The organism is Wolbachia endosymbiont of Drosophila aff. chauvacae BK-2020 (genome assembly GCF_032848195.1).
GTDB lineage: Bacteria > Pseudomonadota > Alphaproteobacteria > Rickettsiales > Anaplasmataceae > Wolbachia > Wolbachia pipientis.
Genome location: NZ_CP136586.1, coordinates 229,540 through 250,474, shown reverse-complemented (window position 1 = coordinate 250,474; position 20,935 = coordinate 229,540). Strand labels below are relative to the sequence as shown.

At 34.2% G+C, this 20,935-nt stretch carries 22 protein-coding genes and 1 tRNA gene; 17 read left to right on the top strand and 6 right to left on the bottom strand.

The window, feature by feature from the left end; genetic code table 11:
- Positions 1 to 98 precede the first annotated feature (98 nt).
- The 12 genes from R0F62_RS01265 to rnc all read left to right on the top strand — a co-directional run bounded on the left by R0F62_RS01265 (position 99) and on the right by rnc (position 12,907).
- Positions 99 to 1,328: a lipoprotein-releasing ABC transporter permease subunit gene (locus R0F62_RS01265; RefSeq protein WP_070357005.1), complete on the top strand. Its 1,230-nt coding sequence runs from the start codon at positions 99 to 101 to the stop codon at positions 1,326 to 1,328.
- Positions 1,321 to 2,052 carry a hypothetical protein gene (locus tag R0F62_RS01260; RefSeq protein WP_038199598.1) on the top strand — a complete coding sequence of 244 codons (732 nt, stop codon included), beginning with the start codon at positions 1,321 to 1,323 and terminating at the stop codon, positions 2,050 to 2,052. Before R0F62_RS01265 ends, R0F62_RS01260 begins: the two co-directional genes overlap by 8 nt.
- Positions 2,049 to 3,269 carry a hypothetical protein gene (locus tag R0F62_RS01255; RefSeq protein WP_007548692.1) on the top strand — a complete coding sequence of 407 codons (1,221 nt, stop codon included), beginning with the start codon at positions 2,049 to 2,051 and terminating at the stop codon, positions 3,267 to 3,269. The genes R0F62_RS01260 and R0F62_RS01255 overlap by 4 nt, the downstream gene beginning before the upstream one ends.
- A gap of 198 nt (positions 3,270 to 3,467) precedes the next feature.
- Complete coding sequence (atpG, locus tag R0F62_RS01250; RefSeq protein ID WP_010081973.1) at positions 3,468 to 4,340, top strand: ATP synthase F1 subunit gamma; 873 nt, start codon at positions 3,468 to 3,470, stop codon at positions 4,338 to 4,340.
- Positions 4,341 to 4,358: 18 nt separating this feature from the next.
- Positions 4,359 to 5,693 carry a TldD/PmbA family protein gene (locus R0F62_RS01245; protein WP_317051389.1) on the top strand — a complete coding sequence of 445 codons (1,335 nt, stop codon included), beginning with the start codon at positions 4,359 to 4,361 and terminating at the stop codon, positions 5,691 to 5,693.
- Between the two features lie 174 nt (positions 5,694 to 5,867).
- Positions 5,868 to 6,119, top strand: coding sequence for a cold-shock protein (locus tag R0F62_RS01240; protein WP_006279919.1), 252 nt, complete (start codon positions 5,868 to 5,870; stop codon positions 6,117 to 6,119).
- A gap of 35 nt (positions 6,120 to 6,154) precedes the next feature.
- The gene (locus R0F62_RS01235; RefSeq protein ID WP_274978984.1) at positions 6,155 to 7,381 is read left to right on the top strand and encodes a DEAD/DEAH box helicase; all 1,227 of its coding nucleotides are present in this window, start codon (positions 6,155 to 6,157) and stop codon (positions 7,379 to 7,381) included.
- A 203-nt stretch (positions 7,382 to 7,584) separates the two neighbouring features.
- On the top strand, positions 7,585 to 9,891 hold the full coding sequence (locus R0F62_RS01230; RefSeq protein WP_070357007.1) for an AAA family ATPase: 2,307 nt from the start codon (positions 7,585 to 7,587) through the stop codon (positions 9,889 to 9,891).
- Positions 9,892 to 9,955: 64 nt separating this feature from the next.
- The gene (locus R0F62_RS01225) at positions 9,956 to 10,852 is read left to right on the top strand and encodes a class I fructose-bisphosphate aldolase (protein WP_038228077.1); all 897 of its coding nucleotides are present in this window, start codon (positions 9,956 to 9,958) and stop codon (positions 10,850 to 10,852) included.
- Positions 10,853 to 10,857: 5 nt separating this feature from the next.
- Positions 10,858 to 10,929: transfer RNA gene (locus R0F62_RS01220), tRNA-Cys, on the top strand.
- A 121-nt stretch (positions 10,930 to 11,050) separates the two neighbouring features.
- Positions 11,051 to 12,118, top strand: a complete 1,068-nt coding sequence (locus R0F62_RS01215) for a quinone-dependent dihydroorotate dehydrogenase (RefSeq protein ID WP_010082053.1) — start codon at positions 11,051 to 11,053, stop codon at positions 12,116 to 12,118.
- 90 nt (positions 12,119 to 12,208) lie between these two features.
- Positions 12,209 to 12,907 carry a ribonuclease III gene (gene rnc / locus R0F62_RS01210; RefSeq protein ID WP_264373631.1) on the top strand — a complete coding sequence of 233 codons (699 nt, stop codon included), beginning with the start codon at positions 12,209 to 12,211 and terminating at the stop codon, positions 12,905 to 12,907.
- Positions 12,908 to 13,245: 338 nt separating this feature from the next.
- On the opposite strand, the gene R0F62_RS01200 is transcribed toward rnc, so the two are convergent.
- Both R0F62_RS01200 and R0F62_RS01195 read right to left on the bottom strand, forming a co-directional pair.
- The gene (locus tag R0F62_RS01200) at positions 13,246 to 13,788 is read right to left on the bottom strand and encodes a hypothetical protein (protein ID WP_274978983.1); all 543 of its coding nucleotides are present in this window, start codon (positions 13,786 to 13,788) and stop codon (positions 13,246 to 13,248) included.
- Between the two features lie 109 nt (positions 13,789 to 13,897).
- On the bottom strand, positions 13,898 to 14,428 hold the full coding sequence (locus R0F62_RS01195) for a phospholipase D family nuclease (protein ID WP_010963125.1): 531 nt from the start codon (positions 14,426 to 14,428) through the stop codon (positions 13,898 to 13,900).
- A 546-nt stretch (positions 14,429 to 14,974) separates the two neighbouring features.
- Here R0F62_RS01195 and R0F62_RS01190 point away from each other — a divergent pair.
- On the top strand, positions 14,975 to 15,100 hold the full coding sequence (locus tag R0F62_RS01190) for a hypothetical protein (protein ID WP_255511221.1): 126 nt from the start codon (positions 14,975 to 14,977) through the stop codon (positions 15,098 to 15,100).
- A 185-nt stretch (positions 15,101 to 15,285) separates the two neighbouring features.
- Here R0F62_RS01190 and R0F62_RS01185 read toward each other — a convergent pair whose 3' ends face one another.
- Together R0F62_RS01185 and R0F62_RS01180 are read right to left on the bottom strand one after the other, a co-directional pair.
- Positions 15,286 to 15,699 (bottom strand): hypothetical protein, encoded by a 414-nt coding sequence (locus tag R0F62_RS01185; RefSeq protein ID WP_264339682.1) that lies wholly within the window; start codon positions 15,697 to 15,699, stop codon positions 15,286 to 15,288.
- A complete protein-coding gene (locus R0F62_RS01180; RefSeq protein ID WP_316659838.1) occupies positions 15,651 to 16,109 on the bottom strand; it encodes a hypothetical protein in 459 nt (152 codons plus the stop codon). The genes R0F62_RS01185 and R0F62_RS01180 overlap by 49 nt, the downstream gene beginning before the upstream one ends.
- Positions 16,110 to 16,276: 167 nt before the next feature.
- On the opposite strand from R0F62_RS01180, the gene R0F62_RS01175 reads away from it, so the two are divergent.
- Genes R0F62_RS01175 through R0F62_RS01160 form a run of 4 tightly spaced genes read left to right on the top strand, consistent with a single transcriptional unit; the run spans position 16,277 to position 18,567 of the window.
- A complete protein-coding gene (locus tag R0F62_RS01175; RefSeq protein ID WP_274979210.1) occupies positions 16,277 to 16,915 on the top strand; it encodes an HAD family hydrolase in 639 nt (212 codons plus the stop codon).
- Entirely contained in the window at positions 16,915 to 17,412 is a 498-nt protein-coding gene (locus R0F62_RS01170) for an RDD family protein (protein WP_010081931.1), read from the top strand. Before R0F62_RS01175 ends, R0F62_RS01170 begins: the two co-directional genes overlap by 1 nt.
- Positions 17,413 to 17,471: 59 nt before the next feature.
- Positions 17,472 to 17,948 (top strand): bacterioferritin, encoded by a 477-nt coding sequence (bfr, locus tag R0F62_RS01165; RefSeq protein WP_010081932.1) that lies wholly within the window; start codon positions 17,472 to 17,474, stop codon positions 17,946 to 17,948.
- 1 nt (position 17,949) lies between these two features.
- Entirely contained in the window at positions 17,950 to 18,567 is a 618-nt protein-coding gene (locus R0F62_RS01160; RefSeq protein ID WP_070357010.1) for an SURF1 family protein, read from the top strand.
- Between the two features lie 30 nt (positions 18,568 to 18,597).
- Here the strand turns inward: R0F62_RS01160 and R0F62_RS01155 are convergent, their stop codons facing one another.
- On the bottom strand, positions 18,598 to 20,316 hold the full coding sequence (locus tag R0F62_RS01155; protein ID WP_010963130.1) for a monovalent cation:proton antiporter-2 (CPA2) family protein: 1,719 nt from the start codon (positions 20,314 to 20,316) through the stop codon (positions 18,598 to 18,600).
- A 5-nt stretch (positions 20,317 to 20,321) separates the two neighbouring features.
- Positions 20,322 to 20,894 (bottom strand): thioredoxin family protein, encoded by a 573-nt coding sequence (locus R0F62_RS01150; RefSeq protein ID WP_010081997.1) that lies wholly within the window; start codon positions 20,892 to 20,894, stop codon positions 20,322 to 20,324.
- Between the last annotated feature and the right edge of the window lie 41 nt (positions 20,895 to 20,935).

Below are 20,935 nucleotides of genomic sequence, written 5' to 3'. Positions count from 1 at the left end.
AATTTAAGGAAGCAAAAATCTCTAGTTTTTAAATAAAGAAAAGTCTACAATTATACGAAGTTTCAAAAATATAATGTCTAACCTCAAAATATTTTGTAATGTCCATTGCCTTTGAAATTACTATGGCTGCTTGCTATTTGCGAGCAAGAAATGCCAGATTTTGCTCTATAATGACTTTGTTCTCTATTATCGGCATTGCCCTTGGAGTTGCAACACTAATAGTGGTGATGTCTGTGATGAACGGATTCAGAGCAAAGTTGCTTGACTCAATACTTGGCATTGATGGCCATATTAACGTTTATTTTGATAGGAACATAAATTCAGATTACTACGCAGTTTCAAAATCTATTGAGAGAATTCCTGGTATATTAAAAGCTACTCCTATGACCAATGATCAAGTTATTATTGTAGCAAATGGTAAAATTGCAGGTAGCGTAGTGCGAGGTGTGTCAACTAAAGATTTGCTTGATAGTACTGCCGTTACAAATAATGTAATTATAGGTGATGTAAAAAAATTTGATGAAGGGATAATAATAGGAGCACGCTTAGCGGAAGTTTTGAACATTGACTATGGCGACGAAATTACGTTTATATCATCTGAAGAATTTGATGCATTACTTGGTGAAATGCCGCGAATGAAAAAATATAAAGTTATAGCAATATTTGATATGGGTATGTTTGAGTATGATAATACCTTGATATATATGCCTCTAAAATCAGCACAAGCCTTTTTTAATTATAAAAATAGCATAAAAAATATAGAAGTACTTGTAGACGACGTTACTAGAGCTGATAAGCTGGCAGATGCTATAGAAAAAGAAATAGGAATGGAAGCTGAAAGTTGGCAATCACAGCAAAGCCATTATTTTAGTGCTTTAAAAACTGAAAGAAATGTGATGTTTTTAATTCTCACTTTGATTATAGTTGTAGCAGCGTTTAATATTATCTCAAATTTAATGATGATAGTGCAAGAAAAGAAATCCGCGATTGCAATTATGCGTACATTTGGTGCAACAAGTGGAAGCATTATGCGTATATTTTGCGCTTGTGGTCTATTAATCGGTTTTACGGGAACTTGTCTTGGCTGTATTATAGGTGTCGTTTTTTCTCTCAATATCGAAAGCATTAGAGTGTTTTTAGAAAACATTACTAACGTCAAGCTGTTTGATCCTATGATATACTTTTTTTCAAGTTTGCCAGTGATATTAGTACCCCAAGACGTAGTAAATATTTCTGCACTTGCGTTACTCTTATCATTTTTAGCGACAATTGCTCCTGCGTTGCAGGCAGCTGCACAAGATCCTGCGGAGATACTACGTTATGAATGATACTCAGCAAAAGTACATAGGTTGGTTCTTAATTGTATTGTTATTTACCGGTTACATCACAATAAATAACATAATCTTTTTAAAAATAAATCAGCAAGAGAGTGAAAACAATGTGAAAGCTTTAACGGAAAACATGGATGAATTTAGAATGTTGCTTGAAGTTAATCAATCTAGAATAGAAAAAAAGATATTTGACCTCAAGAGAAGTCAGCATACTCAATGTGAGCAAGGTGATAATAACTCAAGATGTAAGAACCTTGCAAAATTGCTATTACTTGTGGTTAAAATGAAGAATTCGTTATTGCGAGAAGCAAAATTTGATAACCATATAAATTCAATAAAGCCTTTGATATCAGAGCTTGACGATCCAGAGATAGAAAATGCAGTAGATGAATTAGAAAATTTGAAAGAGATAAATACCTTACACGAATTGAAGTTATCTTTTGAAAAAACTATTGATACTATCGATTACAACAAAAGTACATTGTCTAAAAAAATCATTTCAAACTGGATAAAGGTAGACGACCGAAATGATCCATTAAGAGTAAAATTCGCAGAAATTGAGGAGTCAATAAATGATAATGATTGGCAAAATATAACTGTTACAGTAAGCAATTTAACGCATTCAGAATTCAAGCTATGGCTGAATAAATTGAATGGTTTTATTGTAGCTTCTAAGAATATTTCAACAATATATCATCACTTATTACAATATATCTCATGATTTATTTTATAATTTTCGCTTTTTCGTTTTTATTTGGTATATGGGTCAAGGTAAGTGGTGAAGTAATAAAATTGGAATTAGGCAATTACACTATAAGTATTGATCTATATTTCATTATTTTTACTTGTGTAGTTTTATTATTTTTATTAATTACACTTGTACGCTTTTTTTCCTCCATTTCATCAACATTTGCCAACATAAGAAATAGAAGAAGGGATAGGGAAGAATTGCTTCTCTTTGAAGCTTTCTTTAGCATAGACTTAGACAATATAGAGAATGCCCAAAAGCTAGTTAAAAGTCTGAGTGAGGAGAGCGATAGGTTGTCTTTAATAAAGCTCTTTAACTCAGGTAAGACGGGAAATTACAGCTTTTTCAGTAACGGTTTAACAAATATTGCAAATAAAAATCGTAACTTAGCTCTACTTCTAGCCAATAAGCTGATTGTCCACCTCAAACAAGAAAAAGTAGTCTTTCAAAAATTTATAGAATATTGCTCTAGTTCAATTAACGATAAAATGCTATCTATTCCCTTTCAAATAGAGCATTGCATATTGAAAGAAGATTGGATTAATGCAATTTTGAGGTTGAAGGAAGCAGTTAAGTCCAATATTTTTCTCCCCTTTGATCATAAAGAAATGTTTGCAGTGTTTTATTGCGCTTTAGCAAAGCAATATGAAAGTAAAGGAAATTTTAAGGAGGCTATAAAGTCTTTATTTAGAGCACAACGTTATAGTGCAATTTTTCAGCCCATCAATTATTTGAAGGCAGAATTATATATTAAACTTGGAAAAATCAGAAAAGCTTCTGCAGTGCTAGAGGCAGAGTATACAGTAAATCCTACTCCTCAGTCAGCTAAAATGTACATCAATTTAAATAGTAAAGGTGCTGAAAGACTATACAACTTACGCCCTGATTATTATTTTAGTTACTGTTTACTTGCTTTGTCCTCAATGAGTTCAGGTAAATATGATCTTGCAAGTCAATATTTAGATACTGCTATGAAAAAAGCTAATTACATGTCAATCTACTTTATTGTAATACAACTCAAGGTTACATTGCAAGAACACGACAAGGTAATTTATTGGCTAAACAAGATGGGCTCAGAAGCTTTGCCTGATCCAGGCTGGAAATGTAAAAATTGTAACAGGGAACTAGAACAATGGGATCATAAGTGTTCAAGTTGTAATAGTTTTAATTGTGTTTATTATATATTATAAAATTCCACAAAGTGTAGAAATTACCATTAGGCTACTTTCACATTGATATTGCTGAAGTTAGAGCACTTTCTTAATATAATCCTTATCTCCAAACAATAAACCTGCAAGTTTCTTAGCTAGACTTGGTTTTAATGTCAAAAAAACTTGCTTTTAGACACTAACAGTTATATATTTTAATAAATCAGGGTTGTATACAAAATGAAGAGCTTAAAGGAATTATCCTTAAGAATTAAGAATATTAGGTCTGTACAGAAAACCACGAAAATAATGCAAATGGTTTCTGCAGCAAAGTTGTTACAAAGCCAAAAGAAGTTATTAAATTCAAAATTATATGTATCTAAGCTGCATAACATTATTTTTTCATTAATGCTATCAGTTGATCAAGAATTACTGGCAAAAATTCTAAATGTCAGTAACGACGGTTCTTACCTAGTATTCATTATTGCGTCTGATCGTGGCTTGTGCGGCAACTTTAACTCTTCTATTGTCAAATTTAGTCAAGAGCGTGTAAATAAGTCAATCGCAAATGGCAAAAAAGTAGATATTGTATTTCTTGGTAAAAAAGCTTTTGATGTAGGTAAAAATAGATTTGACTCTAAAAGTATCTTAAAAATTGAAAATAGTAAGGGAATCACGCTAAAGCACGTAGAAGCTTTGGTTGATGGTATAGATTTAAGTAAATACGATAAAGTTAAAGTTTTTTATAGTAAATTCTATAATACCTTCACGCAAAAACCAATGTTGGAAACAATAAAACCATGGAGTAAAGACTCATCCTTGATTGATAGCTCTCTGGCTGGTCCAACAACAGATTACGGCTATGAGTATGAACCACAAAATATTGAATTTATTTTAAAATCTTTGGTTCAAGATTACGTTGTAATTGCTCTTTACTCTGCTTTACTTGAAAGTGCAACGAGTGAGAATAGTGCTAGAATGGTTGCTATGGAATCAGCAAACAGAAACACTAAAGAGATACTGAACAAATTAGCATTGCTTTATAATCGTTCTCGTCAAGCAGCGATTACGACTGATTTAATTGAAGTTATAGGTGGTGCAGAATCTTTATAGAAATCTAAGGAATAGAAAATGAATATATTAAATATTGCAGCAGATATTACTAAACTAATAAAAAAGCAAAATCAAGATGCGGAAGTTACAATATATGAAACTAATAAGACTTCAGTTTCTCAGCGTCTATCAAAAATTGAGCAAATATCACAATCTAAAAATTGCACTGTAGGAATCAGAGCTATAGCAGGTAAAAACAAAGCTGCGTATATTTCTACAAACGATTTGAATAATCTGAGTGATACAGTAAGCCAAGTGGTAGAAATGGCAAAGAATGCGCCAGAAGATCCTTGCATTAATTTTGCTGTAAATGGTAGTAATTATATCTCTTCTGCAGATTTAAGTATCTCAGATAATAATGTTGTAACCGTTGATAACCTAAAAGAAATTGCTGAAGCTGCAGAAAATTCAGCCCTTGCACATAAGAGTATCACTAATTCTGAAGGAGCCTCTTCTTCATACGCTTTAGTGAATACAGTATTATCGACTGTTTCTGGTTTTATTGGCTCGTTTAGTAAATCAACCTTTGCTAATCAGGTCTCTGTTGTTGCTGGAAGAGAAAGTGAAATGAAGGTTGGTTACGATTATGATATAGCATGTAATTTTAGTGATTTAAAGTTGCCAGAGTTAATGGGAAAAGAAGCAGCAAAAAGAGCAGTTGATCAATTGAATTCACGTACAATGAAAACTGGTAAATTTCCAGTTATTTTTGAAAAAAGAGCAGCAAAAGGGCTAGTAAAAAGTTTTGCTTCTGCTATAAATGGGAGCAGTATTATAAGCAACAGTTCTTTCTTGAGGGGTAGTTTAAACGCTCAGATTTTCAACGATAGAATTAATATTATCGATGATCCATTGTTGCCAAGAGGCATAGCATCGAGACCATTTGATGGAGAAGGGATAACTAGCAAGAAAAATATATTTGTAAAAAACGGAATATTACAAAATTGGATTTTAGACTTATACTCGGCTAGAAAATTAGACTCAGAAACAACCGGAAGTGCAACTCGTGCAAGTAATGCTGCAGTTATTCCTGCAGCTAGTAACCTCTACATTGAGAAAGGTGATGTATCGTTTGAAGAATTAATTCAGGAAGTGAAAGAGGGAATATATGTAACTGATTTATTTGGTTTTGGTGTCAATTTAATCAATGGCGATTACAGCCAAGGCGCTTCCGGATTTTTTATAGAAAATGGAAAAATAACGTATCCAATACATGAGATTACCATTGCTAGCAATTTGAAGGATATGTTTAGCAATTTAGTCGTTGCAGATGATCTAACTTTTTGTGGGCAATTTAATTCACCAACGATTAAAGTTAGCGAAATGACGGTTGCAGGTTCGCTTAACGATTAAAAAATTTATTTGCATCAAGTACAACAATTGTGTATTATTGTCATGTAATGTTAAGAATAGACTATGGAGTATAAAGGTTTAGTTTCAATAGCTAAGCTTAAAGCATTCTCAATCGTAATTTCAAAGTTTTTCATCACATTAGTAATGTTAGTTAATAATTTAGGAGTTGTTTAAATGGAATTTGGTAATGTAAAATGGTTTAATGCCGAAAAAGGCTATGGTTTCATCAAGCCAGAAGGTAAAGGGGGTGACGTTTTTGTACATATTAGCACATTGGAACGTTCGGGAATAAGACCTGAGGCACTTAAAGGAGAGAATAAAGAGAAGGGAATAAAAGGAGAAAGGGTGAGTTATGAGGTGAAAGAGGAGCGCGGTAGAAACGGAGAAGATAAAAAATCTGCAATAAATTTAAGATTGGAAGATTAATCTATTATGAAGTCTTTTAACAGGATTAACGTATTGTGAATAATTTTCATGAGATGGGTCTCCCAGCTTCGCTTAGACAAGCTCTAGATAAAAATAATCTTTTCGTCCCAACTCCGATTCAAATACAAGCGATTCCCTTAGCGCTACAAGGTAAAGATATTCTCGGATCTGCTCAAACGGGGACTGGAAAAACTTTAGCATTTGCTATTCCGTTGGTTGCTAAGTTGCTGAATGAGCCTAACACTGGTTCAGCTTTAGTCATCGTGCCAACCAGAGAGCTTGCGCATCAGGTAACAAATGAGATAAGAAAACTCTTATCTCAAAATTCTGCACTAAGGGTCGCTTTGTTGATTGGTGGTGAGCCTATTTTTAGGCAGCTAAATCAGCTTCAGAAAAAACCACAAATTGTAATAGGTACTCCTGGTCGTATTATAGACCATATTGAGCGTAAAACTTTGATTACTCGCAATGTTAGCGTTCTTGTGCTTGATGAAACGGATCGTATGTTTGATATGGGCTTTGGAGTTCAGATTGAAGAAATTATGAAGCATTTGCCTAAAATAAGGCAAACTCTTATGTTTTCTGCAACTCTTCCTGGAGATATAGTAAAACTTGCTGAGAAGTACCTTAATCGACCAGAACGTATTTCTGTTGATTGTGAGGTTACAACTTCTGTAAAAATTAAGCAAGAAATTGTTTATGCATCAGAATCAGAAAAATATGAAAAGCTTGTTACACAACTATGTCAGCGCGAAGGATCAATCATTATCTTTGTCAAAACAAAGCGAGGAGCGGATCAGCTAGCTAACAGATTGGACAAAGATGACTATAGCGCTTTAGCAATTCATGGTGATTTAAGGCAGCACAAGCGCGAAAGGGTCATTAATTCTTTTCGTCGTGGCCGTAATCAAATCATGGTTGCAACAGATGTTGCTTCTCGCGGCCTTGATATTCCCCACATTCAACATGTTATCAATTATGATGCACCACAATCGCAAGCTGACTATATTCATCGTATAGGTAGAACTGCACGCGCTGGAGCTGAAGGGTATGCGCTATCTTTTGTTACACCTCAAGATAAGAGAAGACTGCCTGCACTGGCAGACAAAGAAGGAGAGCTAAATTTTGATTGTAGTGTGCAATTTAAAAAACGTAACAGCAAAAAGGTCTTTAAAAGGCCAAGTACGTTAAAGACTAAATACGGTAGAAAAAAGATCAATGCATTTAAGAAGAAAAGCAGAGTACTAGAAAAAGCGTATTAAATAGGATTTACCTACAATTTGATAAGCGTAAAACTCGTCATTCCGCTACTCATTAGCGGAATCTATGCTGAGATATTGCGGTGCTATGACGTAGATCCAGAGTGGGATTCAAATTGGCTACAGCGAACTGCTGGATTTCAATTTTTTTAATAATTGTGTGCTATTCATTATATATGAGTTCCCACTTTTAAAGAGAATAGGAGATGATTTCCAAAAACTTAGAGGCAAGTTTGAATAGAGCACTATTCATTGCTTCTAATTTTAATCTTAAATATGCGAAAGTAGAACATTTATTGCTGGCGTTAACTAAAGACGTGGATGTAAATTACGTTTTATCAAGATGTAATATCAGAGCTGATGAAATCATCAGTATGGATAACATTCTATCAAGATGCAATATTAAGGCTAATGATTATAATAATAATATAAAAGGGTTTTTACAAAGCAGTTCTGAATTGATTATCAGTGGAGTTAAACCTAGCTCAATGTTTCAATGCATAATACACAGAGCAATAATACGGGCTCATAGCTTGGGGAAAAAAGAAATAAATGGAGCAAGTGTTCTAGTAGAAATTTTGTCTGGGCAAGATTTATACGTTGAAGATCTATTGCAGAAACAAAGTGCGAAAGATTCCAATTTGATTTACCACATATCTAACATGAAATACTCTAACGATATAGATGAATACACCACTAATCATAAAGTAAAACTTGATAAAAATAATGATGCTCCTACTACAGTAAATAAAGGTGAGCTACTAAAAGATGAGGAAATTCTACAAAGTTATTGTAAAAATTTAAATGACTATGCAAGAAGCAAAAAAATAGATTATGTTATTGGTCGTGATTATGAATTAAATCGCACTATAGAAATATTATTGAGGCGTAGAAAAAACAACCCTTTATATGTTGGAGATCCAGGTGTTGGCAAAACCACAATAGTTGAGGGTTTGGTACTCAAAATCATTGAAAACAGTGTTCCAAGTGCGCTCAGGTCCAGTATAATTTATGCTTTGGATTTAGGGTCACTCCTTGCAGGGACACGCTATAGAGGTGATTTTGAAGAGAGAATAAAATCTATAATAAAAGCGATTGAGGCAAAACCAGGTGCTATCCTTTTTATTGACGAAATACACACTATCATTGGAGCAGGTTCTACAAGTGGTAGCTTTCTTGATGCAGGTAACCTACTCAAACCTGCGCTTGCAAGAGGTACACTGCGTTGTATAGGTGCAACTACATATAGAGAATACAGCAATAGTTTTGAAAAAGATAAAGCATTAGCGAGGAGGTTTCAAAAAATTAATGTTAAGGAATCTTCTGTTAACGAAACGATAAAGATACTAGATGGTATAAAGCACTACTATGAAGGGTATCATGGAGTATATTATACAAAGAATGCCATTAGGTCTGCGGCTGAACTTTCGCATAAGTATATTACTGGGCGAATATTACCTGATAAAGCGGTTGATGTTATTGATGAGGCAGGGGCATATTGTAAATTGCTAAGAAACAGGGGTAAAATTGTAAATAGTAGAGATATTAAGAATACCATTACTAGAATTACAAATGTGCCTTGCGGATCTGAATCTGATGATTTGCAGAAAGTAAAGTCTTTAAAAGCTAATCTAGAGAAGGTGATTTTTGGCCAAGAGCAGGCAATAGAATCTCTTGTTAATTCTATTAAAATTGCTAAATCTGGGTTGAGAAATTACAATAAGCCTTTAGCAAATTATCTTTTTGCAGGGCCAACCGGTGTTGGTAAAACCGAGCTAGCAAAACAATTAGCAGAAAGCATGGGCATGAATCTTATACGCTTTGATATGTCCGAATATATTGAGTCTCATACGATATCAAGGATGATTGGTTCTCCTCCTGGATATGTAGGTTATGATCAGGGTGGATTACTCACAGAGTCTGTATCTAATAATCAATATAGTGTTGTGCTGCTTGATGAAATTGAAAAGGCTCATAGCGATATCTATAATATATTGCTACAAATTATGGATTATGGTTGCGTTACAGACACTTACGGACGTAAAGTTAACTTTTCCAATATAATCTTAATTATGACAACTAATGCAGGAGCAGCTGAACGCAGCAAAAGTTTTGTTGGCTTTGGGCATAAAAAATTTAACACTGGTGATAGTGAAAAAGCGATAGAACAGGTTTTTAGCCCTGAATTTCGTAATCGTCTTGATGCGATTATTTCTTTTTCTGACTTAAATGCGGATATAATTCTGCATATTGTAGATAAATTTATTCAGGAACTGAAAAAGCAGCTGACGCAAAAAGGCATAAACTGCTTGGTAGAAGATGAAGTGAAATCTTATCTTGCACAAACAGGTTATAGTAAGGAAATGGGAGCACGTCCGATAGAGAGACTTATTGAAAAAGAGATAAAAAGTTACTTAGCGGAAGAAATACTGAATCGTAAATTAATAAAAGGAAAGAAATTAAGAATCTATATGAATAAAGTAGAAAATAAAATTGCTTTTGATATAGTTTAAAATCCTTGTATTGAACTTCATCTTTGTTACAATCTATAACTTAAATTCAATTTGAATTATAGTGATAAGTGATAAAGTAAAACAAGTCCTAAGCTACTACGAAAGTGAAAACCCTGGGGTAAAAGCAAATCTTACTCGTATTCTCATGCATGGAAAGCTTGGCGGCACTGGCAAGTTAGTGATTCTGCCAGTAGATCAAGGATTTGAGCATGGTCCAATTAAAAGTTTTGAAGTTAACCCTGATGCTTATGACCCACATTATCATTTTCAGCTTGCGGTTGATTCGGGAGTAAGTGCATATGCTGCTCCACTTGGTATGATTGAAGCTGGTGCTGCAACTTATGCTGGAATGCTCCCACTTATTTTGAAACTTAATAGTTCCAACTCTTTACATTCAAAGGATCTAACCTCTGATCAGGCAATAACCTCTTCTGTGAAAGATGCGCTGCGTTTGGGATGCTTAGCTGTCGGATTTACTATATATCCTGGTTCTGCTAAGTGTTTCGATATGATGGAGGAAGCCCGTGGAATCATAGCTGAAGCCAAATCTTATGGACTTGCAGTAGTGCTATGGTCTTATCCACGCGGTGAAGGGATTTCCAAAGAAGGTGAAACAGCAGTTGATGTTATTGCCTATGCTGCGCACATGGCAGCTTTGCTTGGCGCTAATATAATAAAAGTAAAACTTCCAACTAAATATTTGGAAAGGGAGAAAATAGAAACAGAAAATATTGAATCATTATCTAAAAGAATTGAATATGTTAAAAGGTCTTGTTTTGCAGGGAAAAGAATAGTAGTTTTTTCTGGTGGTGAATCGAAGGAAGTAGATAACATATACAATGAAGCGAAAGAAATTAAGCAGGGTGGCGGTAATGGTTCAATCATTGGACGTAACACTTTTCAACGCAAAAGGGAGGAGGCTTTATCTATGCTAAAAGATATAATGGATATCTACACATAAAAAACGGCTGGGTGGCAGAATGGCTTATGCGGAGGACTGCAAATCCTTTTATACCGGTTCAATTCCGGTCCCGGCCTCTTTCATTCTCTATATCTTGTAAAAGTTAACAGTAGCTTTAAGTGTGTAACCTATAGAGAAAGCTTGTCCATAGTAAAATCAATTTCTTTTCAAGTTATGGTTATACTCTTATAGCGTTTCATGGTAAAAAATAAACTAAAAATAAGCAAAGTGTTTTACAAACGTAATTTACTATTTTTACTACCGCCCGAAGTTGCTCACTCTTTGGCAATTATGGCATTAAAGAAAATGCCTTATAAGAATCCTATAGAGCTACCAGAATCTTTGAGTGTGAATTTTTTTGGTAATAAGCTCAGAAGCCCCGTAGGTCTGGCTGCAGGTTTTGACAAGAATGCAGAAGTTATAAGGCCTATGCTCTCATTTGGTTTTGGGTTTATTGAAACTGGTACTGTAACTCGTAATCCACAATATGGAAACAAAAAGCCAAGAATTTTTCGGTTAATTAAAGATCAAGGGGTAATTAACAGATTGGGATTTAACAATAAAGGAATAGACTATTTTCTTAAACAAATAGGTGAAACCAAGCTTGATGACTGCATTTTTGGCATCAACATAGGAAAAAACAGTACATCAAAGGACCAAATCAGCGATTATGTTGACTTAATAAAGATAGTATATGGAAAGAGCAATTATATAGTGCTGAACATCTCATCCCCAAACACGCCTAATTTACGCAATCTGCACAATAAGCAAGAATTATCGGAATTGTTGAAATCCGTAACTCTAACCCGAAAATCAATTGATAATTCTAAATCCATACCAATAATATTAAAAATCTCACCAGATGTAGATCAGCAAACGAAAGAAAATATCGCTGAGCTTGCGTTGGAATATAAGATTGACGGATTAACAGTAAGCAACACTACGGTAAGTAGAGATAATCTGCATTCTCACCATAATGAGAGTGGTGGGTTGAGTGGCAAACCGCTGTTTAAACTTTCAACCGAGTTATTGGGCGATATGTACAAATTTACTAAGGGCAAAATATTATTGATAGGGTGCGGAGGAATCTCAAGTGGTGCTGATGCATATAAAAAAATAAAGGCAGGAGCTTCTTTGGTGCAGTTGTACACTGCTCTCATATACCACGGACCTCAAGTTGTAAACAAAATTAATCTAGAACTTGCAGAACTAATAAGGAGAGATGGATTTAGTAACATTAATGAGGTGGTGGGTTGTATACATTAATTTTGAAAGTTGGTGGTATTATTTTAATAAAATAAAACTAATTCTCTGGTATAAAGGTGGTAGAAAGTGCTTTTCTTTTAAATAATGGGTATGAAGAGTTTGAATGATGCAATATCTAAGATCATTGATTATAAATTTACAAATTATGCAATATTAGAAGAGGCACTAACTCACCCAAGCGTAAATAAAAGGAATAGCAAAAACCAGATTGTAAGCTACGAAAGACTAGAGTTTTTGGGCGATAGTGTTTTGAATATGGTTGTATCTGCCACACTGTTTAAACTATTTCCTGAAGAAAAAGAAGGAGCATTGGCAAAAAGAAAGACGGATTTAGTTTGTGGCAACACCATTGCTAATGTTGCTAAAGAAATAAAATTAGGCAGCTTTATCATCATGAATAATAGTGAACGCTGCAATGGAGGGAGATGTAACTTAAAAAATTTAGAAAACTCGCTTGAAGCACTAATAGGTGCAATTTATATTGATGGCGGGCTTGAAAATGTTGAAAAATTTATTATCCAATATTGGGAAAAGCTAGCTAAAGGCATGCTTGCCCCCCCTCAAGATCCTAAAACCTCACTGCAAGAGTGGACTCAGAAAAACAAATTGCCTTTACCAGAGTATGAGCTTGTAAAACAAACTGGACCAGCGCACAATCCTGAATTTACTATATCAGTTTGCATAGAAGATTATGGTAAAGTTTCTGCATGCGCTTCTAGTAAAAAGATTGCTGAACAAAAAGCTGCTGAGTTGATGCTAGAAAAAATTGGAAAAGACGCTTCAGTTTAGGCAAAATAGGCATTAATGTAAATTTTAAGGAAGCTAATAGCGTTTAGGGTAAATGGTCAATTTAAGGAGAAGCATAGTATTATTCATAAAAAAGTTGATTTACCAAAAATCAAGCCTTATGTAGTGGAATATCAATGGCTGTTGTCGGAGATGCGGAAAAAAAGAAGTAGCAAGTTACCAAAAGGTGTTATGCCAGATACATTTGGTCCAAGAGTTGTTTTGTGAAGTTGACAGAGTCAATGAGAATGAAAGTTTTAAAAAATAGCATATTTTTTAATTATAAAAATTTGATATTAACTGTTGTTGGTTGATTGAGTAAAAACCAGTGAATGGTCACGTTAAAACATATTTTTAAATTTCTGCCAAAATCCTGGTTTATTATCATTAACCTTTGTAAATGTTATATTTAAACTGTATTTCGGATCATTTGGCACGTCGTATTTTATGCTAAATGTTGAAACTTTATCGTTATTGTAAATATGTACATCATCATATGATAGCTTTGTTGTGTAACACTTTACATACTTTTGCTTATCATGCACTAAATCACCTGACTCCCTTTCTAGTTCCACAAATTTCGTTTTTTTCTGACATTCCTTCATTTTTATTAAATCCTTATCTAGTGATATTGAAACTGGCAACGTATTTCCAGCATATTCTTTAGCTAAAAGTTCACTTTGAGGATACATTTTTATTTCCCTGCCAAAATGTGAGTCTATGAAATTATTACTCCAAAATTTATCGCCAGAATGCACGTACTCATCAGTAGCATACGGCACCCCACCATAATTGCATTGAACTTTGTAATCTCCAACACCGTTGTTTTGAAAAAAATCATGAATAGCAGTGTAGCGACCGGCAGCATCATTTATATAATCCATTACTTTATTCCTTAAATTTTTAGTTCATTATATCATAATCATTATGCCAATCAATCAAAAAAGCTCTCCCTTGCTGTTTTTAAAACTGATTTTGAGCAAGCGCTCTCGATTAGTTGGGAGCGTATTTGTAAGATTGTGACATTCGTGCCTCCCAGTTTTTCACATACTGCTGAATCAATTCAGGATAATCTGTAATAATTAATAAATTTTCAGCATTTCCTTTTTTAGCTGTCTTACTAAGGTTAAATGACCCTGTGATGACTTTTTGATTGTCAGCAATCATTATCTTATTATGAGCAATCTTTGGCTTATCATCGATCCAAATTGGTACTCCACCTGAAAATAATTCATTTATAACACTATATTTTGAGTAGAGTTGCGATTTATCTAAGATGACTTTAACATCAACACCGCGTTCTTTAGCATTAATCAAAGATTTTGCAACTGTTCCAAGAGTAAATGTATATTCTTGAACTAAGATAGATTTTTTAGACTGATCTATTACGTTGATTATCGGTACAGCACAATCTTCTCCAGGTGAAAAGCAAACCGTAGCTTTTGGGCAGGGCGAAAATATAAAACCCGCATAGTAATACAGAGAAAAACACATTAACAAGAATAAAAAGTGAAAAAGCCTCACAACAACCCACCCCCGGATATACGGCGATAGGCTACATTATAATTTAATCACCTGTCAATAGACTTCTTGCATAGTTTTTGGCAACAACCGTTAGAAACGAAAAAACTTACTTGACAAACTCCGCCAGCCCCCTTATCATGAAACTGAAGGTATTCAGTTATCTTCATCTGTGCAGATTAAACAGCAAGAAAACAACGTAGTTGGCGTCTTATTTTTAATTTTTTGCACTATGTGCACCTTATGTCTTCACAATATTTCTAGGTTTTTACCTACACAAGCTGAAACGCGCTTATAAGTCGTTTAAGACAGTATAGTACGCCAATTTGCAGGATTAGGGAGTGACAACTAGCTAACACGGGGTTTCTTTTGCCTTTTTTTCTGCTTAGTAAATTTCTTAAACATTTAAACTAAGGTGAGTTGCATTTAAAAGCAGCTAAATTGCAGTGTTTAAGACTTAAAAAACGCCAATGTTCTAAAATAGATATTAGCTGGGGCTTCTTTTGCCTTTTTTTTCGCTTGGTAAATTTCTTAATGTTTATAGCTAACATGAAGCTAAGTACGAACTTTGTTAAATACAACAAATGGTGTCATCCCAGTGCTCCTTTTTTTGTCATCCGAGTAGCTGACACTGGGATCTATTTTGCATGTAACTCCAATTGTGTTTTGGCATAAAACGCGACGCGTATTAGACTTATTTGCAAGCAAAGCTTGCTAGATCCAAGTAGTCAGGGCACTGGGATGACATCATAGGGACACTGGGATGACACCCTGACAATCGTCATCCCGCTACTTGTTAGCGGATGAGATACCGCGGCGGTATGACGGTTTGTGGCGGTATAATGAAGCTTGAAAGCGGATCACCTTTCACGACCCGTGTTTACTTCATTCACTTTAGGAGTATTAACAGGCGTTATTGCCGGGTTTTCAAGCTTTGTTGCCTGCTTCAAACCCTCGCTTACACTTTTGTCCTTTAAAATTTCATCAAGCTGCTTACTCTTTTGTTGCTCTTCGTTATTTGACGTATCTCTTTGAGCATCTTCTTTCATGCCACGAGCATTCTCTACATCCTTTTCACCTTCACCTAAAAATTTTTCTAATATTTTCTTAACAAAGCGCTTCAGAAGACTCAAAAACCCTTCTTCTTTTTGATTTTCTTGTGGTTGAGGCGTGTTATCTTTTTTGTCCGGCTCAGTGTTGAGCTTCTCTTTTACAGAACTCTTGCTTACTGAGGGATTAACGGTTTGTGAATCGTGCTCTGATGCTGTTTGCACAGAAGCTTCAGTAGTCTTTTTTTGTGTATTATGTTCAAGGTCTTTAACTGTGTTGTAGTTTTTCTCGGAGTGTCTTGGAGTTTTTTGTCACTTTTTGGCTCTGCAACTTTTTCACTTGTGAAGATGCCCTTCCCTTTATATTGTTGGTCAAGCTCAGCAATTCTTTCAAAATCTTGACGTACTTTTTCATCTGCACGTCCTTTTTGACTTTCAAATTTCTGACTCAATTCTGCAACGTTTTTCATTTTGTTCTCAAGCTCCTTACTTTTCACAGCTTTTAGAGCCTCTGTTCCTTTTGCGATATAATTAACCTTCTTTTCTAATGAGGTACCTTCTGGAAAAGCACCTGGAGAACGTTCAAAAACATCTTTAAACTTTTTTTCAACACTTTCTTTAGATGTCTGGGCCATACCTGTTACCTATTAAAACATATCATATAATCAGTATATTAGCTAATTATATAAAAAACAGTTAACATAACTTGTGGTAAAAAGTGTTTATCAAGGGCGTCCTATTTATATCTTTTGCATTAAAATGCTATTTACTTATTAAGTTAAAATGTATAATTATATAAGAGATGAAAGATAGCTCATTAGCAGTAGTATTCGATTGGGATAATACCTTAGTTGACACTCAAGATAATATTTTTAATGCTATTAAGCATACCATAAACTCAATGGGGTATAGTAATAAAGCTGCTGATAGAAATTCCCATGAGTCGAGAAAGAGTTATATGGTCAATTTATTTGGCGATCAGTGGAAAAAAGCGAATCAGATATATCAACAATATTTAGATGATGCACTATTGCAAAACATTGCTTTGAATCAAGGAGTAGAGAAAATGTTGCAGACACTGAAAAGCCACAATATTTATCTAGCAATAGTAAGTAATAAGAAAAATACTAATTTACGTAAAGAAGTTGCCTATTTTAAACTAGATTCCTACTTTGAAAGAGTGGTTGGGTCATGCGATACTGCAGAAGATAAACCATCTGCAACCCCACTGCTATTTGCACTAGAAGAGAGTACGTTGCCTATAAATAGAGAAAATGTGTTTTTCGTTGGTGATAGCATCACAGATGTTCTGTGTGCACAAAATGCCAATTGTTTACCTATTATATACGGTCAATCAATAAGCGGTTATGAAGATTTGTTATGTTTTCAACATTTTGATAGACTTACAGATTTTATAATAAAGTATTTAGAAGATAGGTAATGACCACTGTTACAGAGATTGCCAGTATAATAAGACGCTTTTGCGCATATTTGATAGATAGAGCAATTTTATTAATTCCAAACTTATTAATCAGGCTATTGTTAAAGAATTTTCCGTTAATTTCATCTATGTGTATAGATTGCAGTTACTTCACATATTTTATATCTTCAAAAGCCCAAGCAACTCCTGGTCAGCAATTAATGAACATACATACCATAAGCTTGGACGGTTCTAAAATAGATTTGAGTTTAGCATTTGATAGAAGCATTTCTCAGTTTTTTCTTTCTCTATTATATAACATAATAGTTATCCTCATCGAGCTTTTCCAAGAACAGGACGTGTTAATAAACGCTTTCGATATATTAATAGTGCTACTCACTATATTAACGGTGCTGCTCACTCTTTGCTGGTATCTAGTTGCTTGCTTCTCTAAGAAAAAACAGACATACCACGACATGCTATTTAATACGGTTGTTATCAAAGGAAATATTAAATGAGTTGCTATAACTATCGTTATCATATAAATTATGCTGATGAATTGAACTAAGGGAAGATTATGAATGAAGAGATAGTAAAACATTTGAACAAATTATTGACCAATGAGCTAACTTCTGTACGCCAGTATCTTTTGCATTTTGCGATTCTCAAAAACAATGGAATTAATAGATTTGCAGAAAAGGTAAAAAATGAGCTTAACGAAGAACTTGAACATGCAAACAAGTTGGCAGAAAGAATTTTGTTATTCAAAGGAGTTCCAAATTTTCAGGATACAAACGAAATATCAAAGCATGATGGAAAGTTTACAAAAGACACAATACGGAAAATCTTAGAAGCTAATTTGAAATTAGAGGGAAAAGGTATTAAGGATATCAAAGAAACGATCTCTATCGCTGAGAAAGAAAAAGATTTTGTTAGTGTAATGTTATTAGAAGAGATGTTAAAAAATGAAGAAGAGCACTTCCATTGGATTGAAAAACAGATTGACCTTATTGAACTAATGGGTGTTGAAAACTATTTAAGAACACAAATATAGAGTGTTAAAAAAAATAGTATTTATTTTAATTGTACCTTGCTTGCTCCTTTTTTTATTAGGATTATGGCAAGTATTCAGATTGAACTGGAAGAATAATATTATCAAAAATATGAGTCTTCCTGTTGTTCATCTGTTGCCCAATAACGACCTTGAAAAATTTAACTATAGGCATGTCAAGATTGATGGGATTCTAAGTGACATAGAACTATATGTTTTTGCAGGGCAACACGGCTATCACGTGCTGTCTCCTATGTTGCTCACCACTGGACGTTACATGTTGGTGAATAAAGGAATAGTCGGAGAAAAAAAGGAGAAAAAAGTAAAAATTGAAAAAGTAGTTGCAGATGGAATTTTATATTGCGATAGCAATAAAAGTAAAAATTGGTTTATCAAGAACGATACTGCTTCGAATACATGGTTTACCCTGAGTACAGAAGAAATTTCCAATGAGTTAGGTATTAAGCTAGAGAAGTGTGTATTGTGGCCGAACAATTTTGGCAGCAAAGTAGCTATACAGCCAATGAAGCATTTGGAATATGCAATCACTTGGTTTGCACTTTCCTTAATTTGGTTGATTATGTGCGTAATTTACTATAGGCAAAACCTCAATAAAGCTTGAAGCTTTCTGTACATAAAATTAGAGAAGTAGTTATTCATCTTTATCACTACCAAGGTCTTTTAACATACTGTAATTGCCTTTTCTGAATCTACTTTTTAAAGACGTAACTCCACTTTCGCTAATACCACTAAGGCTCAGTGCAGCTCCACCTAGCTGCAATCCTATCTCAGATGTTTCAGGAATAATTTTACTAGCTCCTAGATCTCTATAAACCTCCACATTACTCAGATCTGGTAAGCGTATTACAATATTTACATGCGGAAAATTTGCTGCAACTAAAGAAACAACTTTTTTTATAGTAACTTCATTCTTTATTGAAATAACGAGAGCTTGAGCTCTTTCTATTCCTACCGATTTTAAAATTTCACATCTTGTAACATCTCCAAGATATATAGGAAAACTATCACTTTTTCCTTCTTTGACTATTTTCGATTGAATATCTACAACAACGTAACTTAAATGCTCTGCCGTAAGCATTTTTGTTACCATATATCCCACTCTACCAAATCCAGCAACTATCACATGGTTATAAAGATCTTGTGTATCTGTTTCAACAGCTTCATCATCTAATATTGTTTTCTCAGTGCTAAATGAGTTTGCTATCCAATCTCCAAGCCCCGATAAAAGAGGAGTGAAAGCCATGGTTACTGTAGTTACCATCATAAGTACTTGAGCGATTTCACTTGGTAGCACATTTAGCTCATCTGCTAAGCGAAACAAAATAAACGCAAATTCACCGCCTTGTGAAAGCAGTAACCCAGCTTGTATAGCAGGTGCACTCTTAAACCCAAAAAATCTACACAATATATATATAATAGATGTTTTTAAAACGATAAGGATAATCGATAATAAAGTAATTAGTGGTAACTTATTGAGTAAAAGTTCGGTATTGATGGACATACCAACAGTCATGAAAAATAAGCCAAGAAACAAATCTTTAAATGGCAATACTGCGTGTTCTACTGAGTGTCTATATTCTGTTTCTGCAACTAACAATCCAGCAACAAATGCACCTAATGCTAACGATAAATGGAATTGCTCAGTAATAAATGCTGCTCCTAATACTATTAAAAGCGTTGTTGATATAAAGATCTCATTACTTTCCATTTTAGCAATAACCGAAAATAAAGGTCTAAGCAATAATCTACCAGTTATAAATATCAGCACTAATGCAATAGCTGCTTGCACCAATGAACCTGCCAATGAGCTTATCAGGCTGTGCTCAGAATTGCCAGTAAGTAAAGGTACCAATACTATTAATGGTACCACTGCAAAATCTTGCATTAATAGCACTGCTATCGACAACCTACCAACCTGACTTGCTTGAGAACCTTTTTCTTGCAGAACCTGCAACACTATTGCTGTTGAGGATAGCGCAAGCCCACCACCAATAACTGTTGCTATATTCGTATTCACTCCGAAAGCAAGAGCGATGCACCATATTGCTACCATGGTAACTATAACTTGAAGAGAACCGAACCCAAATACATGAATACGCATAGCGATCAGGCGTTCAAATGTCAATTCAAGGCCTATAATGAATAATAGAAAAACTACACCAAATTCTGCAAGATTATCCATTGCTTCAGCTGAGTGTATCAGATTAAATCCGTGAGAACCAATAACTGCACCTGCAACGAAGTAACCAAGCACTGGACTAATATTCATTTTCCAAAATGCTATGACTATAAACACAGCAGCAGAAAGCAAAATTATAATATCAAATAAATGCTGAGAGCCACTGTGCATGATATTTAACCTGTAGAATTAGACCATTTAATTGAGCAGCCAATACTTGATTTTTGGTCAATTGGAGAATTACCAGTTTCTGCAATAAATTTCATAGCTTGAAATAAGTCACTACTTCCTACTTCATAGCTTTGAACCTTTTCTTTTTTTGTGTCGTTAAAACGTCCACGATAGCAAAGGTTTAAATTGGAATTAAAGCCGAAAAAGTCAGGAGTGCAAACAGCCCCGTATTCTTTAGCTATTTTCTGTGTACTATCAATTAAATATGGAAATATAAACTTATTTTCCTTGGCAAAATTAATCATATTTTCAAAGGAATCTTCTGGATATTCATTTACATCATTTGGCATTATTGCAATGGTGTTTACCTGATAATCTTTTTTCAATTGATCAACATCGCTTACCAGATTGCTAATAATTGACTGAACGTAAGGACAGTGATTGCATATAAACATTATAATAAGACCATTTTTTCCACAACAGTCACTTAATGCATAATATTTATTGTCTACTCCCAAAAGATTAAAATCTTTTGCAGTAAAACTAAAATCGACTTTAGGAGTATTCAGAGCAACCATAGACTATTATTATACCACATGTAATTTACGGTCTTATTATT